Here is a 15,718-nt window from a genome sequence, read left to right as displayed (position 1 = left end):
GACAAGCACCTGGACTGCCTGCGCTACGACCTGGGCTACTCCGCCAGCAAGTGGGTGGCCGAGAAGCGCGTGTGGGAGGCCATCGAGCGCGGGCTGGCGGTGAACATCTACCGCTCGGGCTTCATCATGGGCCACGGGGAGACGGGCGTCGGCAATCCAGACGACTTCGTCGCGCGCTTCGTGCGCGGCTGCATCCAGATTGGCAGCGGTCCCATCCTCCCGCGCCAACGCAAGGAGATGGTGCCCGTGGACTTCGTCAGCGGCGCCCTCCTCGGCATCGCCTCTCGCGAGGGCGCCATCGGCAAGGCCTATCACCTGGTGCCCCTCTCCCCTCGCGACTCCATCGACATGGACTCGCTCTATGACCTCCTCGACGACTGTGGTCAGCCCCTCAGCCGCGTCCCTTACGAGGAATGGGTGGACCGGCTCATGAAGGACCCCCGCGCGGCCGACAACCCGCTCTGCGCCCTGGTGCCCATGCTCTACGAGCAGGTCTACGGCGGCGGCTCGACGCGCTGGGAGGTCTACGAGGGAATGCCTGTCTACGACGCCCGGAACACCCGGGAGGCACTCGCCGGACTCGGCCTCGGGTTCCATCGCCTGGACCAACCGCTGATGTCCCTCTACCTCGAGGACTGGCGCAAGAAGGGCCTGCTTCCCACGAACTCCGCGAGAGCCCCTCGCGGCTGAAGTCGCACCCCGTCGTCTACCCACAGGAGGATCCATGTCCATCGCGCATCTCGCAGCCAAGGCAGAGGGGAACAACCCTGCGGTCATCGACCCCAACCAGGGCGGGCTCTCCGACCTGTGGCACGCACAAGTCGCGCTCCGGCCCATGGACATCGCCGTCCACTGGGGCGTCAAACGCATCACCTACGACGCCCTGGACCGCCGCGCCAACCAGTTCGCCAACGCCCTGAAGAAGCTGGGCGTGGGCGAGGAGACGCCTGTCGCCCTGGCCATGAATCAGGGCATCGAGGCCATCGCGGCTCTGGTGGCGCTCCTCAAGCTGGGCGCCACCTGCGTGCCGCTGGACCTCCAGTACCCCCGAGACCGCATCGCCTACATCATGCGGGACTCACAGGCCCAGGTGCTCCTCTCCGAGACCGTGACGGATGAGGCGAAGTGCATGGCGGGGAGCATCACCCGCCTGTGCATGGAACGCGACAGGGCCTCCGTGGCACGAGAGCCCGAGTCGTTCGTCGCGCCGGACGACCCGCCGGAGCGGCGCGTCTACATCATGTACACCTCCGGGACCACGGGCCGGCCCAAGGGCGCGCAGATCCTCGCCAGGGGCATCCGCCGGCTGATCTTCGACAACCCCCTCCTGGTCGTCCGGCCCGGGGAGCGGGTGGCCCAGACGTCGAACCTCGCGTTCGACATGTCGCTGTATGAAATCTGGGGCACGCTCCTCAACGGAGGCCTGGTCGTGGTCATCGCCAAGGCCACGCTCCTGGACTCCCACGCCCTGCGCGACGCCCTGCGCGACATGCGCGTCGACGTGCTGAGCATCGGGACCGCCGTCTTCAACATGATGGCCCAGGCCTACCCCGATGCCTTCAGCCAGCTGCGCCGGTTGATCGTGGGTGGGGAGCGCGCGAACGCCCGCACCTTCCGCGCGGTCCTCGAGAGCAAACCACCGGAGCAGCTCGTCCACGCCTACGGCCCCACCGAGGTGTCCATCTACTCGACCACGCATCGGGTGCGGCTCCAGGACACCCTGGGCGGCTCGGTGACCATCGGGCAGCCCGTCGCCCACACCGAGGTCTTCCTGCTCGATGAGCACCTGCGCCCCGTGGCGCCGGGACAGCCCGGAGAGCTGTGCCTCGCGGGCGCGGGCCTCGCACGGGGATACCTGCACCAGCAGGAGCTCACCGCGGAGCGCTTCCCCACGGTGGAGGGTCTGAAGGACGGACAGGCGCTGCGCATCTACCGCACGGGCGACATGGCGCGCTGGGACGAGAACGGGAACCTGGAGTTCCTGGGCCGCAACGACCATCAGGTGAAGATCTACGGCCACCGCATCGAGCTGGACGAGGTCGCCAAGATGCTCCTGCAGAGCGGGCTCCTCTGGGACGCGGTGGTGACGCTCCAGGAGCGAGCGGACGGCGAGAAGTCACTGGCGGCCTTCGTGGTACCCAAGGAGCCGTCCCCGAACATCGAGGAGGCGCTGCGGGACTTCATGCTCGCCCAGGTGTCGAAGCAGATGGTGCCCTCCCGCTTCGTGGTGCTCGAGCGCCTCCCTGTGAACGCGAACGGAAAGACGGACCGTTCGGCGCTGCCCGCGCTCCTGTCGTCGCGAAGCTGACGTCTTTGTCCCTCCAGGAGAGAACCCATGACCACGACATCCATCGCAGCACGCCCCGCGATCCCGCCCCCTCCTGGCGGGCCGGCAATCCCGCAGGATTTGATGACCTCGGAGGACCCGGTCGTCTCGGGTGTGAGCGCCCTCTGGACAGAGATGCTCGGCGTGGAGACAGCCTCCCCCGACGATGACTTCGCGCGGCTGGGAGGCACGTCCCTGATGAGGGGACGCCTGGCCTTGCGGCTGCGCGAGAAGTTCGGCGTCGGCCTCTCCGCGTATGCCCTCCACGAGGCGCACACGCTGGGGGACTTCATCGAAGCGGTCCGCCGGGCGCGCTCTGGGGCCCAGGGTGAAGGCCGCGCCATCGCGGGGCCCGAGACCTGGCGCGAGGAGGCACACCTGCCCGAGGACATCATCCCCGCCAAGGGCAGACCCGTGACGAAGGGCAAGCGCCTGGAGGAGATGCGCTGCATCTTCCTCACCGGCGCCACGGGCTTCCTCGGCGCCTTCATCCTGCGCGACCTGCTACGGAGGACGACGGCCCAGGTGGCCTGCCTCGTCCGCGCGGAGGACCCGGAGGCGGCGCTCGCGCGCATCCGACAGACGCTCGTGAAGTACGACCTGTGGGAGGAGCCCTTCGCCTCGCGCATCGAGCCGGTGCCCGGAGACCTGGGGGCCCCAGGGCTGGGGATGGACGCCCGGCAACGACAGGTCCTCGCCGGACGCGCCGAGGCCATCTTCCATATCGGCGCGCACGTGAACTTCGTGCAGACCTACGAGGCGCTCCGGGCCGCCAACGTGGGAGGCACCACCGAGGTGCTGCGGCTGGCCGCGATGGGGCCCACGCCCGTGCACTACGTGTCCACCATCGCCGCGTTCGGCCCCACCGGCTACTTCAAGAACACCCAGGTCCTCCGCGAGGACGCGGACCTGGACGATCACCTGGAATGCCTGCGCTACGACCTGGGGTACTCCGCCACCAAGTGGGTGGCGGAGAAGCGCGTCTGGGAGGCCCATGCGCGAGGCCTCGCGGTGAACGTCTACCGCCCCGGCTTCGTCATGGGCCACTCGGAGACAGGCGTCGGGAACCCGGACGACTTCATGGGGCGCTTCATCCTCGGCTGCATCGAGATCGGCTGCTGCCCCATCCTCGAACGACAGGGCAAGGAGATGGTCACCGTGGACTTCGCCAGCGCCGCCCTCCTGGGCATCGCCTCACACGAGGGCGCGGTCGGCAAGGCCTATCACCTCGTTCCGCCCACGCCGGAAGACAACACGGACATGGAGGGCATCTACACGATGCTCGACCAATGCGGACACCACCTCAGCCGCGTGCCCTACGAGGCATGGGTGGACCGCCTCATGCAGCATCCCCGCGCGGCCGAGAACCCGCTCTGCGCCCTGCTCCCCATGCTCTACGAGAAGGTGTACGGCGGCAGCGCGACGCGCTGGGAGCTGCACGAGGGACAGCCCGTCTACGACGCCGCCAACACCCGCGAGGCCATCGCCAGCCTCGGCCTCGCGTTCCGTCGCGTGGACCGCGAAATGCTGTCCCTGCACCTGGACGACTGGCGCAAGAAGGGCCTGCTCGCCGCCCGCTGAGTCGCGGGCAGACCTCCGCAAGCACCACACCCGACGCGCCCGGATTGCGCAAAACACTCGCGGGTGATTTCGCGGTGAGGGATTGATTCGCCAAGACAGCCAGAGCCGAGGTGCCCGCGCGTATTGTGACCGCGGCATTTCCATCAGGAGGTCTTCGTGAAGCGGTCTCGTTTCTCCGCGGTACTCGGCTCGGCATGCGTGGTCTGGTTGGTCGGTTGTGGCGGTGCCCCCGGACAGGAGCAGGAACTGGATGATGGGCAGGCGAACATCGACCCGGGGACGGAGAGCTCCCCCACCGATGGTGGCCCCACCCCCGACGCGGGCCCCACCCCCGACGCAGGCCCACCGTCCGACGCGGTGCTGGTGACCGACACCACGCGCTTCTACACGTCGGTGGGCATCGCCGAGCAGGTCAATGACCTGTCCGCCAACCCGCCCGAAATCCTCGTGCAGCAGGGCTCCACCTTCCAGCTCATCCTCGGCTCCGCGGTGCCGGGCGGCTGGCGCTTCAATGGTGTGCCCTCCGGCCCGTTCTACCTGCGCACCGGCGCCACCCACGTCATCACCGACGCGCGCCACATCGACCTCGGCCGCAACCGCCTGGGGCGGATGGACGCCGAGTACTCGAACAGCTACCTCACCACGCTGCAGATCAACCTGCTCAACCTGGCGCCGTGGCAGAACACCTGGAGCAGCCAGCAGCCCGGCTCCAGCCTCCAGCTCACCTCCGGTGAGGTGGACCTGTTCGGCTATGTGAACGTCTTCGACCAGATTCCCGACGGCCAGACGACGCTGCTCACCAACCAGGCCGACCTCGGCCTGAGCAGCGGCTACAACCTGCCCGCCTTCGACGCCTCCAAGGGCGACCGGATGTATGTCAATCAGCTCAGCCAGTTCAGCGCCGGCACGGCGCCGGATGGGACGGCGCTGGGCTACGCCGCGGTGGAGCGCTCCGTGCAGATGGGCGCGTTCGACTACGTGCCGGACGGCATCACCCCGCTGCCCGTGACGGGCTACCTGCAGCCCACGCCGATGCGCGAGTTCCCCATCGAGTGGCGCCTGCCCGCGTACACCCAGTTCGCCACGGACGTGCACCCGCAGGCCACCGGCTCCACGCCCCTCTTCGAGGTCCTCCCCAACGCGCACAACACCGGCGGGCGCTGGGTGGGCTACTCCGGGGAACTGCTCAACCTGTTCCTCCCCCGGAACGCGTCGTTCAACTTCACCAGCCGCCTGAAGTTCGGCAATCCCTTCCCGTCCAGTTGGGGCCTCGTCGGCATCCACAGCTATCCGTTCCGCGTCCTGTCCCCGGTGCCGGATGACTCGGGCGTCTCCATGTACCTGTCGGGTCGCCTCTACTCGTACGACGTGTTCGACAACCTCATCGCCGGCCCCGTGCAGCCGCAGGTGTCCCCGCCCCGCTCGCTGACCATCGACGGCGTCCCCGCGAACGTGCAGCGCGAGGTGGGCACCAACAGCCCCGTCCTCGCCTGGACGCCGCCCACGCTCGGCACGCCCCACGCCTACCGCGTGACGCTCTACCGCTACGACGCCCAGCTGCGCTTCCTGATGCCCGCCGGCAGCATCTACGCCCCGGGCTCCACCACCCAGGTCCGCCTGCCCCCGGGCACGCTGCAGCCCGACAGCATCTACTACCTGCGCGTGGCCTCCATCGTGTCGCCCGGGTTCGACCTGAGCGAGCCCTTCACGTCGCTCGAGAAGCTGCCCTTCCACAGCGCCGAGGCCATCAGCTCCTTCTTCACCACGCCGTGATGCACCCCCGGGCCTGGGGCACGCACCGCCCGGGCCTGGGTCCAGCCCTCCCTGGCGGTTCGTCATGCGGCCGCCAGGGGCCGGGGTTAAGTCAGGCCACGCGGCGGGCGCCCACCGCAGGACACCCGGGCGCGTGTGAAAGCAGACCCGGGCCGCCGTCCATGCTAGGCACCGCCCGGCCGCAGGGCTCGGGCCGGGTGACAGCTGGCGGCGGCTGGGGTGTTTACCTTCCCAGCATCGCCGTCCGCGTCACTCCGCCGTGAAGGGGGGAACCGTCGTGCACCGCAACCTCTGGCTCAGGACCGTCGTCACCGCCGCGCTGGCGCTCATCCCCTCGCTGGCCGCCGCGGAGCCGTCGCCCCAGGAGCCATCCGCCTTCTTCCTCTCCCGGAGCGAGAACCGCAACCAGGTCCACTACGCCGTGCGGCTCGACGAGGCCTGCCATCCGGTGGGGAGCAAGCCCGTGCGCGTGTACTGGCGCATGCTGGAGCGCGGCGAGTCGGAGGTGGAGGACCTGCTCGGCGTCGAGCAGCCCGCGTACGGCCTGGAGGACACGCAGCAGGTGGAGCTCACGCCCGACGGGGGCCGCGTCCGCATCCGCCTGCGGGCCTTCGCTGATCGCCCCATCGACCTCACCACCACCCAGGTCCAGGGCGGCGGCTGCGCCGTGCAGGCCTGGACGAGGTTCGGCGCCGGCCCCGCCCAGCTGCTCCACATCTTCGTGAAGACGTCCTGGCCCTTCTCCGTCGACTTCGTCCGCCTGGATGGCCTCGGCGCCGACGGCCGGACGCAGACCGAGCTCCTCCGGAACTGAGCCTCCGGGGCTGCAGGGCGCCGCCAAACCCTGGAAAAGACGTCAATATCGCCGGGAAATCCCCAGTCTTCCGGCGTCATCAAAAAAGACACGGCGACGGGACAACCTGTGACGCGTCGTTGCCGATAATGCCCGCATGACCAGTGTCGTCGGCCCCCGTCGCTCGCCCCTCCCCGCCCGCCCGACTGAAACTGAGACCACCCGTGAGACGTCCGCCCCCCGGACGGCCTCGGTGGCTCGCAACGAGTTCGAGCCCTCGCGCTCCGGACTCGCGGGCCTGTCGCCCTCCCTGCTGACGAAGCTCGGCGCCGTCTTCGTGCCGGTGAAGCCCACCGTGTCGAACGCGGCCGCCGAGGGCCTGAAGGCCGCCGCCGGCGCCCAGGCCGCCCCGCTGGTCCACACCACCAGCCCCAACGCGGCCATCAAGGACAACGCCACCGTCACCAGCACCTTGGACGTCGCGGACGACGCCAAGGTGGAGTCGCTCAAGCTGGACCTGGACATCGCCCACACCTACCGCGGCGACCTGACGGTGAAGCTGACGGCCCCCTCCGGCAAGAGCGCGGTGGTGTCCAGCCGCCAGGGTGGCTCCGCCGATGACATCAAGGGCAGCTTCGACCTGACCGCCTTCGCCGGCGAGTCCACGAAGGGCACCTGGACGCTGGAGGTGCAGGACCAGGCCAAGGGCGACACGGGCACGCTGAAGCAGTGGGGCCTGAACATCGTCCCGGAGACGAAGGCGCCCGAGCCGGATCCCGAGCCGTCGGATGACCCGTTCGACGGGCTGCGTGACGACGCGCTCCTGCGCGCCGTGCGCGAGTCGTCCTCCGACAAGAAGGTCGTCAGCTACAACGAGGCGCGCCGGCTCATCTTCACCAGCCTGGACGTGAACGCCGCGGGCAACGTGGAGTGCGTCTACACGGGCCTGGAGACCAAGGGCGGCAAGATTCCGAACAACGCGGTGATGAACGTGGAGCACACGTGGCCCCAGTCCAAGGGCGCCACGGGCGCGGCCAAGAGCGACCTGCACCACCTGTTCCCCACCGACAGCAAGGCCAACTCGCGCCGCAGCAGCTTCCCGTTCGGCGAGGTGGTCAACGTCAAGTGGAGCCACAACGGCGCCAAGCTGGGCACCGACAGCAAGGGCAACACCGTCTTCGAGCCGCCGGACTCCCACAAGGGCAACGTGGCGCGCGCGATGTTCTACTTCTCCTCCACGTACAACAAGCCCATCCCCAACGACGAGGAAGCGGCCCTCAAGGCGTGGAACAAGCTGGACGCCGTGGACGCCGCGGAGATCGAGCGCAACCGCCGCGTGGCCAACATCCAGGGCAACACCAACGCCTTCGTCGACAACGCCAACCTGGCGGACCGCATCAAGGACTTCTAGGCGCCCGCTTCACGCGCCGCTGAGCCACGGGGTTGGACGGTGCCCACCGTCCAGCCCCGTCTGTCTTTGGCGCCGGGGAGCACGACATGGCCGCCCCTGGGCGCGGAAGGCGGTCCTGACAATCCTGTCGCGAATCGAGTCCCCCATCGCCCGGGCACACGGGCGGTGTCGACGGGGATGACGCGAGGCATGGGTGTTGCTTGGAGACAAACGCCACCCAGCAACAGGAGCGACACCCTGAAACGCATTGCCCTCGCCATGCTGCTCCTCCTCGCGCCCGCGGCGCACGCGCAGAGGGAGCACGATTCCGCCCCGAAGAACGCGCTCTGGCTGTCCCCGGTGACGCACCTGTCGCTGCTCCTGGTGGGCCCCATGACGGAGCGGCTCCACCTGGCCCTCCCCGTCGGCTTCGGGCGGAGCTTCTCGGAGAGCACCACGGGCGTGCTCGAGGTCACCCCCATGATGACGGCCAACCGGTGTGACTTCGAGCCCTCGCGCTGCTCCAAGCTGCGGCAGCTGAAGGTGACGCTGGGCGTGGCCTGGAAGCCCTCGCCGCGGCCCCGAGGCCAGGGCTTCTTCCTCCAGCCGCGGCTGTCGGGCACCTGGAGCCGGGAGACGCTGCGCTACCGCCCCAACGGCAGGAACTACTCGCTGCAGTACGAGGACGAGCAGGGCTTCCAGGTGACGCTCGGCCTGGACGTGGGCTACCGGGCGGTGACGCGCGGCCAGGCCTTCTTCTTCGAGCCTCTCGTCGGCCTGGGCGTGGGCTACAGCTTCAACCAGCGCCGCGACACCGTCGACATCGGCGCGCAGTATGCCTTCATCCGCAACAGCGACGACGTGGTGGCGCGCGGAGACCGGGCCATCCTCGACGTGGACATGGACCTGGTCCGCATCGGCTTCCTGTTCTGAGTCCAGTGTCGCGGTACTCGCGGACGGCTTCGCTCTCGGGGCCCGAGAAGCGACGCCTCACGTCCCGAGACAGTCACCGCGGCGCCTTGCACACCCAGTCCGACTCATCAAGGCTTTCGAGGTATCAACGACTGAAACATACGTCATCAGGCGGATACCCCCTCGCCATGTGCGCCACTTGGGTATACCGGTTGATTCATGAGTCGCTCGTCAGCTCGCGTTGGAACTTTGCTGGGTCAGAGGTATCAGCTGCGTCAGCGAATCGGCGTGGGGGCCATGGGCATCGTCTACGAGGCGGCGCCGGTGGACGCGGAGGACGTGGTGGCCATCAAGGTGCTCCAGCAGCACCTGATGGACGATGACGCGGTGCTGGCGCGCTTCAAGCGGGAGGCGCACGCCACCGCGCGGCTGAGCCACCCTCACCTGGTCCAGGTGAAGGACTTCCAGTGCAACGAGGACGAGCCGCCCTTCATGGTGATGGAGCTGCTCCGGGGCCAGACGCTGCGGCTGCTGCTCAAGGAGCAGGGCCCGCTGCCCGTGGCCAGGGCCGCGACGCTGGCGCTCCAGACGCTGTCCGCGCTCGACACCGCGCACAAGGCCGGCGTCATCCACCGGGACATCAAGCCGGACAACCTCTTCATCGTCACCGGCGACCAGGTGAAGGTGCTGGACTTCGGCGTGGCCCGGCTGCTCCACGAGGATGACGCCCGCTCGGTGGGCGCCGAGGCCGGAGCGTGGGTGGGCACGCCCTCCTTCATGCCCCCCGAGCAGGTCCGCTGCCTGCCGGTGGACGCGCGCGGGGACGTCTATGCCCTGGGCGCCTGCTTGTTCCAGATGGTGACGGGCCGGCAGCCCATCGACGTGGCCGACACCGTGGCCCTCTTCTCCGCCATCATCGAGCAGGTGCCGCCCCTGGCGTCGGAGCTGCGCCCGGACGTGCCCGAGGACTTCGCCCGGCTCATCGCCCGCGCCTTGAACAAGGACCCCGCGGAGCGCTTCGCGACGGCGGAGGAGATGGCGGACGCGCTGCGGCCCTGGGCCCAGGTGGAGAAGGCGGTCCCCACCCTGCGGCTGGTGGAGCGCCCTCCCGAGCCCGCCGTCGTGGACACGGGCCTCGACGACGATGACGAGGTGACGCAGCTCGAGCCGGCGCCCCTGGAGGCGAAGGTCGACGCCGCGCCCGTGCGCTCACAGGTCAGCGCCGATCCGAAGCCAGCTCCCGCCCCCAAGCCGGTCCGGAGACGCTCCCCCTGGAGGGACAACCTCCTGGTGGTCGGCGCGACGCTGGTGGGAATCGTGGTGGGCGTGGCGCTCGGGCTGTAGCCCGGAACCACCGCTGCCCGCTGGAAGCCTCACGGTCCCCAGCGAGCAGCCCCCTCCCCCCGTCTCTCAGTGGACGACGAACGTCGAGGGCAACAGCACCTTCGCGCCGCGGCCCTGGAAGAAGCTGTCGTTCAGGTGCAGTTGGACGACGACATGCTTGCGCTTCTCCAGCTCCGCGCGCCGGGTCGTGAACAGGAGCGAGCCTGAGCGCGCGTTGATGAGGCCCGACCCGCCCGACGCCTGGAACGCGCCCACGTCATCGAAGTGAACCCGGACGTCCGCCGCGTCCGCCTCCGCCGGGAGGTAGAAGTACCCCAGCAGATAGGCGTGGTCCGTCCGCGCCAGGTCCATGGCCCGCGCCGCGGGCGAGAGCTGGAACGGCACCAGCCGGCCCTGCACCATCACCTCCACGCGCCCCACGCCCAGCATCAGCTTCTCGTAGTCCTCGGCGTCCTGCCCCAGCAGCCGCAGCTCGAAGCGGTCTCCCTGGGGGACATCGATGGGCACCGTCTCGCCGCCGTCACACGCGGTCAAGGACAGCGCCAGGAACACTCCGGACAGGATCTTCCAATTCGGATTCGTCGACATGTCATCCCCCTCTCAGTACTGCGGCTCCACGGCCCGCTCCTGCCCCTTCAGCGGCTCCAGCTTCCAGGCCTTCTTGCCCAACGGAACCGCCAGGCGCGCGCCGGAGCGGTTGTGTTTCTCCAACTGCCCCAGCACCTTCTGGAGCACCATCGGGTGCGGCGCCACCCACGCCTCCAACCCGGAGAGCTGCGGCGCGGGCGTGCCGAAGTAGCGCTCGTTGCACGTGGCCGTGAGCAGCTCACGCGCGAAGCGGGCCTTGAGCGACTCCAGCTCCGAGCGGATGGCCCCGCCCTGCGCGATGGCCGGGTTGGCCCACAGCACGCCCAGCGCGCCCTCCATCGTGGTCACCTTGCCCAGCTGCCCCAGGGAGATGGGGCCCTTCGACAGACACTCCGCCAGCGCGTCCTCGGAGGAGCCGAAGAAGCCGTGGTCCCGCGTCACGTGGGCTCTCGGGGGCTGCCCTCCGCCACCTTCCACGTTGAAGGCACACGTCGCGCCATCGGCGAACTGCGTCGCCGGACCGGTGGAGACGGTCGTCAGCGCCCCGGTGACCAGGTTCACCGAGTAGAATGTATTGGCCAGGTTGTTGTTCAGGTTGGTCGACCCATAGAAGAACAGCTCCCCCACCTGGGTGAAGACGGCCGCCACCATGGCGTTGCCCACCGAGGGCAGGCCGTTGATGAGCGCGGGCAGCAGGAAGTCGGTGAACGTGCCCAGCTCCGGGTTGACGACCGTCACCCGCTGCGTGGCCGAATTGAAGCCATACAGCAGCCCGTTGATGGGGTTCACGGCGAAGTCCGCCACCCGGAACGTCGCGGGCGTCCCCACGACGACGTCGGACAGCGTCACGCCCGTGCTGGTGTTGATCCGGACCAGGTGGTTGGTGGTGATTTCGAAGCCCAGGTAGGTGCCGTCCTCGAGGATGGCGCCCGCCGCCCAGCCCGCCGAGTTCGCGGCGCCCGACACCAACGGCGCGACGACGGTCGCCGAGCCGTTCGCGTCCACGCGGATGAGCGAGGGCTGCGTGAGGCCGTCGGAGGAGAGGGCGTACATGAAGCCGTCGACATGGTTGAAGGCGAGCCCGTTGTAGGGCAGCGACGTCTCGCCCTGGAGCGCCAGCGTGGCCGTCGCGGGGTCGAACACATAGAGCCGCGAGGGCCCCACGGGCAGCCCTCCCGACGAAGACGAGGCCGTGGAGATGTAGACGGTGTCGTCACAGGCCAGGATGCGCTCTTGTCCGCACAGGACGTTGACCCCGTCCTGCGCCGAGCCGCTGTCCCAGCTGATGCCGAACACGTTGGTGAAGGTCACCTCCTCGTTGGGGGTCGACGGGTTCGTGTCGAGCGCCCCCAGCGCCAGGCAGGCCTCGTAGTTCTGCAGCGTGTACGAGCACTGGTAGGTGACGTTTCCACCCACCGGGACCGTCAACGGTGGCGCCGGAGTGAACGTGCACTGCGTCAGGAGTGGATCCACCGCCGTGAGCAGGATGGACTCCAGCGTGGGGTGGATGTTCGTGGCGCTGAACGTGAAGTTCAGCGTCGCGGGATAGGTGAGGATCGACACCTGCTTCTGGCCATTCACGAGCTTCTCCGCTCGGAAGTCGTGTGCCGCGACTGCCGGGGCCCATAACGCACCACCCAGCAGGACTGCGAACCATCTGCGATTCATTCGGATGCCTCCACGCCCCTTGGGGGACTCGTGACAAGGGGTGCCGCTCGCCCTGCACGGAAGGTGCCCGGAAATTCCTTGCTAGAAAGAGATTCTTGACTTTCAAATTAAACTCGTCCTCGGGTCATGAATGTCTATTCATCAGCGGGCGGAGGACCTTGGACATTCCCGAATGATGGAGCACCGAGAGCACGGGGATGACATGTGACGAAAGGCTGTCTCATCCCCGGGGGCAGTCGACGTGCGGGGATGCGTGGCGCGTGCCCTGGCGGAATCGGAAAGTTTTGACCCGGCTGAGCGGAAACAATTGCAGCCGCGAGCGCTCAGTGGGGAGCACTCGGCGCGCGGGGCTTCAGCGGGGCCTGGCCCCGGGCTTCCAGGCCCGAGCGCAGGTACCAGGGGACGCTGATGACGACGACGCGCCGGGCCCCGGACAACAGCAGCGTGCTGCGCAGCAGCTTTGAGCGGGGCCGGACGACGGACGGGGCGGGTGCGCGACGGCGCACAGTCACCAGCCCCGAGGGGCGAGGCGATCCCCACCCCGCCCCCTGTCGGGCAGGCGGGTGCTGCACGGCGGACATCCCGTCCGGCCATGTGTCGACTCCGGACGCTTGGCCCTCCGGTCCGGTTCACGCGGTGCCCCCCGAGGAGCCACCTCCGTGAAACCCCACGAGTCACGTTGGAGGGCAGCACGCATGGCCAAGAAGCACCGCTGGACGCTGGCAGTCATCGCCAGCCTGGGAGTGTCCGGGACGGCATGGGCACAGGAGCGCGAGTCGGGCGCGGTGGAGATGGACGTTCGCGCGGCGCACGGGATGTCCGGGCCCCAGGTGGCGATAGGCGTCAACCTGGGCCTGGGCGCGGGCCACGTGTACAAGGACGGCACGTCGCGCACCGGCTCGCGCGAGGACCTGAAGATCACCGACGCGGCGAACGCCTCGCTGCCGCTGCTGGCGGAGGTGGGCTATCGGCTCAACCCGCGCTTCTACGTGGGCGTCTGGGGTTCGTGGGAGAAGGTCTTCACCAAGACGAACGACATCTCCTGCCCGGAGGACTTCGACTGCAACAACTACCAATGGCGCTTCGGACCGGAGGTCCGCTACCACATCAACCCGGCGTCGGGCTTCGACCCGTGGGTGGGCCTGTCGGTGGGCCTGGAGTTCCTCAAGAGCCACGTGAAGGGTGACACGCAGGTGCCGCTGCCCACGGGTGGCTTCGCGCCGGCGCGCATCGACACGCGGGTGGAGGACCGGGGCCCCACCTACGCGCGCATCAGCGTGGGCGGCGACGTGCGCGTCTCCAACTTCCTGGCGCTGGGGCCCATGCTCACCGCGTCCGTGGGCAGCTACACCGTGCGCACCGGCGAGCAGACGGTGACGGTGACGGGCCTGCCCGCGCAGACCAGCGCCGTCAGCGCCGTGGACGACGGCTTCCACGCGCTCTTCACCCTCGGCGTGCGCGGCATCTTCCGCGCCTTCTAGCGCGCGGCGTCCGCCGCCCCCCCCGGAAACCCGGCGGGCCGCCCCCTCCAGCGGCCCCGCCAGGCTCCGGTGCCGCTCACCCGCTGACGTTGAAGAAGGCGGGCAGCGGCGTGGTGCCATCCGCCTTGAAGGCCCGGATGACGGCGCGGAAGCGGACCGTCTGGTTCGCGTTGACGGTGGTGTCCGCCGCGGTGGGGTTGAAGAGCGTGCTGTTCGTCTCCCAGATGCCCGCCGTGTTCAGGACCTTCAGCGTCGGGTTGCAGCTGGCGTCGTAGTCCATGCGTCCGCCGCCGATGCGGTACCAGCGCTTCTGGCCTCCGGCCGCCGTCTGCTCCCGGTACAGGTCCACGTGCGCGCGGCCGTTGGCGCCGCCGTTCGCCGGGCAGTTCTGGATGCCGGGGTACATCGCATGGGCCGCGGACCAGGCGTGGGTGATGTCCACGTCCGCGATGAAGCCCGGGCACAGCCCCGACGTGTGGTAGCCCGTGCCGCCGCTGGTCACGTTGCCGTAGTACCAGGGCGCGGACGACGCGTCGGCGGGCTCCGACAGGCAGTCGAACACGGAGCGCACCGCGGCGGCGACGACGGGCCCGCGCGTCTGCACGCCGTCATGGTTCGCGGTGATCCACCCGAAGTACTGCTCCAGCTGGATGCCATTGGAGAACGCGCTGGCCGCGTTGACGAAGTTCTCGGGGCCGTCCCCGTCGAAGCAGTCGCCCCACTTGTAGGTGATGCGGGAGCCGTCATCGAAGGCGGAGTCGGGGAAGGCCATGCGGATGACCTCGGCCACGCCCCGGTGCATGGACTGCTCCTCGAGGTCCCCGTTCTGTCCGCCCACGCGCACGGCGATGGAGGACGCGCAGCTGGCGCCATGCGTGTGGAACGACACCGCGTACGGCATGCGCGTGCCCCCGGCCCCCGTGTGCAGCGACAAGGCAGGCCAGCTGTGCTGGAGGTTGGCGGAGGTGATGTGGAAGCGGTCGAGCTCGTGATGGGTGCGCTGCGCGTTGTTGAAGCCCGCGCCCCACAGCGTCTCCCACGTCCGCGCGCCCGTGGCGGCGTCCATCGCCTGCAGCTGGGCCAGGGTGCCGTTCTCCATCAGGTGCGGCCAGGTGTAGAGGACCTTCGGCGCCGACTGGGGCTTGTAGAGCTCCACCAGCGAGTTGGCCGAGCCGCCCGTGACGACGGCCACCGACGGCGTCGTCAGCGCGGGCAGCGCCCAGTTCGCGCCCGCCGCGCCCGCGAAGTTGCTGCGCACCGTGGGCAGCGTGAGCGTCTGGTTCGTCTCGTCGTCCGTGCCGTTGCCATCCAGATCCAGGTCGATGCTGCCGTTGACGTCGAAGTCCGCGTCGATGTCCACCCGGTTGCGGAAGCCCGTCTGCGTCATGAGGATGTTGGGGCTCCCCGAGGGCCCCACGACGGTGCAGACGCCGCGCAGCGTGGCGCCCCGGTAGATGAGCAGCTGCGTGCGTGGGGGAATCGGGTCGAGGATGCCGTCCCCGTTCAGGTCCTGGTTGGGCACCAGGCAGTTCTCGTGACGCGCCGAGGCAACGCCCCCGGTGGCCGGAATGGCGCTGTCACTGACGACCTGGATGTGGCTCGCGGCATAGATGACGGCGGCGCGTGACGCGTCCAGTGCCTCGGAGTTGTTGATGGGCTCGGAAACTTCGGGCCCCGCGCAACCCGCGAGGAAGACCAGGGGCCACCAACGGAGTCGGGTCAGCTGCATGAGGTGCGTTCCTTTCGGAGGGCGGTTCGCACTCACCAACGACGCCTCGGCCGAATGTTCCCGGCTCACGGTATATTGCGTCATTTTCCCGCACCGGATGCCCTGTGGCATTTGAACCCGGGTCGCAAAAGCC

Annotated in this window: 13 protein-coding genes; 9 read left to right on the top strand and 4 right to left on the bottom strand. The window is 69.1% G+C overall.

Annotated features, from left to right (window positions below):
* The 8 genes from K8640_RS35470 to K8640_RS35435 all read left to right on the top strand — a co-directional run.
* The coding region (locus K8640_RS35470) for an SDR family oxidoreductase (protein ID WP_223751130.1) at positions 1-690 on the top strand (690 nt) is incomplete at its 5' end.
* 34 nt (positions 691-724) lie between these two features.
* Positions 725-2,308: an amino acid adenylation domain-containing protein gene (locus K8640_RS35465; protein ID WP_223751129.1), complete on the top strand. Its 1,584-nt coding sequence runs from the start codon at positions 725-727 to the stop codon at positions 2,306-2,308.
* Positions 2,309-2,410: 102 nt separating this feature from the next.
* Positions 2,411-3,907, top strand: coding sequence for a thioester reductase domain-containing protein (locus tag K8640_RS35460; RefSeq protein ID WP_223751128.1), 1,497 nt, complete (start codon positions 2,411-2,413; stop codon positions 3,905-3,907).
* Between the two features lie 156 nt (positions 3,908-4,063).
* Positions 4,064-5,680: a hypothetical protein gene (locus tag K8640_RS35455; protein ID WP_223751127.1), complete on the top strand. Its 1,617-nt coding sequence runs from the start codon at positions 4,064-4,066 to the stop codon at positions 5,678-5,680.
* A 277-nt stretch (positions 5,681-5,957) separates the two neighbouring features.
* Positions 5,958-6,494 carry a DUF4833 domain-containing protein gene (locus K8640_RS35450; RefSeq protein ID WP_223751126.1) on the top strand — a complete coding sequence of 179 codons (537 nt, stop codon included), beginning with the start codon at positions 5,958-5,960 and terminating at the stop codon, positions 6,492-6,494.
* 232 nt (positions 6,495-6,726) lie between these two features.
* Positions 6,727-7,884, top strand: a complete 1,158-nt coding sequence (locus K8640_RS35445) for an endonuclease (protein ID WP_223751125.1) — start codon at positions 6,727-6,729, stop codon at positions 7,882-7,884.
* A 258-nt stretch (positions 7,885-8,142) separates the two neighbouring features.
* Positions 8,143-8,796, top strand: a complete 654-nt coding sequence (locus K8640_RS35440) for a hypothetical protein (RefSeq protein ID WP_223751124.1) — start codon at positions 8,143-8,145, stop codon at positions 8,794-8,796.
* Between the two features lie 228 nt (positions 8,797-9,024).
* The gene (locus K8640_RS35435) at positions 9,025-10,119 is read left to right on the top strand and encodes a serine/threonine-protein kinase (protein WP_223751123.1); all 1,095 of its coding nucleotides are present in this window, start codon (positions 9,025-9,027) and stop codon (positions 10,117-10,119) included.
* A 66-nt stretch (positions 10,120-10,185) separates the two neighbouring features.
* Here K8640_RS35435 and K8640_RS35430 read toward each other — a convergent pair whose 3' ends face one another.
* The 3 genes from K8640_RS35430 to K8640_RS35420 all read right to left on the bottom strand — a co-directional run bounded on the left by K8640_RS35430 (position 10,186) and on the right by K8640_RS35420 (position 12,881).
* The gene (locus tag K8640_RS35430; protein WP_223751122.1) at positions 10,186-10,707 is read right to left on the bottom strand and encodes a hypothetical protein; all 522 of its coding nucleotides are present in this window, start codon (positions 10,705-10,707) and stop codon (positions 10,186-10,188) included.
* Between the two features lie 12 nt (positions 10,708-10,719).
* Positions 10,720-12,288, bottom strand: a complete 1,569-nt coding sequence (locus K8640_RS35425; RefSeq protein WP_223751121.1) for a DUF6923 family protein — start codon at positions 12,286-12,288, stop codon at positions 10,720-10,722.
* 410 nt (positions 12,289-12,698) lie between these two features.
* Entirely contained in the window at positions 12,699-12,881 is a 183-nt protein-coding gene (locus K8640_RS35420; RefSeq protein ID WP_223751120.1) for a hypothetical protein, read from the bottom strand.
* A 189-nt stretch (positions 12,882-13,070) separates the two neighbouring features.
* Here K8640_RS35420 and K8640_RS35415 point away from each other — a divergent pair, with 189 nt between their 5' ends.
* The gene (locus K8640_RS35415) at positions 13,071-13,856 is read left to right on the top strand and encodes a hypothetical protein (RefSeq protein ID WP_223751119.1); all 786 of its coding nucleotides are present in this window, start codon (positions 13,071-13,073) and stop codon (positions 13,854-13,856) included.
* Positions 13,857-13,932: 76 nt separating this feature from the next.
* Here K8640_RS35415 and K8640_RS35410 read toward each other — a convergent pair whose 3' ends face one another.
* On the bottom strand, positions 13,933-15,585 hold the full coding sequence (locus K8640_RS35410) for a hypothetical protein (RefSeq protein WP_223751118.1): 1,653 nt from the start codon (positions 15,583-15,585) through the stop codon (positions 13,933-13,935).
* Between the last annotated feature and the right edge of the window lie 133 nt (positions 15,586-15,718).

The sequence above is a fragment of the Myxococcus sp. XM-1-1-1 genome (assembly GCF_020037095.1).
In the GTDB taxonomy this organism is placed as follows: domain Bacteria; phylum Myxococcota; class Myxococcia; order Myxococcales; family Myxococcaceae; genus Myxococcus; species Myxococcus fulvus.
Note: the sequence above shows the minus strand (reverse complement) of the source record. Positions and strands in the feature narration are given on the sequence as shown.

Excerpts from the sequence above, each read along its gene's own strand:
- K8640_RS35465 (WP_223751129.1), top strand. The coding sequence starts at position 725 with ATGTCCATCGCGCATCTCGCAGCCAAGGCAGAGGGGAACAACCCTGCG.
- K8640_RS35460 (WP_223751128.1), top strand. The coding sequence starts at position 2,411 with ATGACCTCGGAGGACCCGGTCGTCTCGGGTGTGAGCGCCCTCTGGACA.
- K8640_RS35440 (WP_223751124.1), top strand. The coding sequence starts at position 8,143 with ATGCTGCTCCTCCTCGCGCCCGCGGCGCACGCGCAGAGGGAGCACGAT.
- K8640_RS35430 (WP_223751122.1), bottom strand. The coding sequence starts at position 10,707 with ATGTCGACGAATCCGAATTGGAAGATCCTGTCCGGAGTGTTCCTGGCG.
- K8640_RS35415 (WP_223751119.1), top strand. The coding sequence starts at position 13,071 with ATGGCCAAGAAGCACCGCTGGACGCTGGCAGTCATCGCCAGCCTGGGA.
- K8640_RS35410 (WP_223751118.1), bottom strand. The coding sequence starts at position 15,585 with ATGCAGCTGACCCGACTCCGTTGGTGGCCCCTGGTCTTCCTCGCGGGT.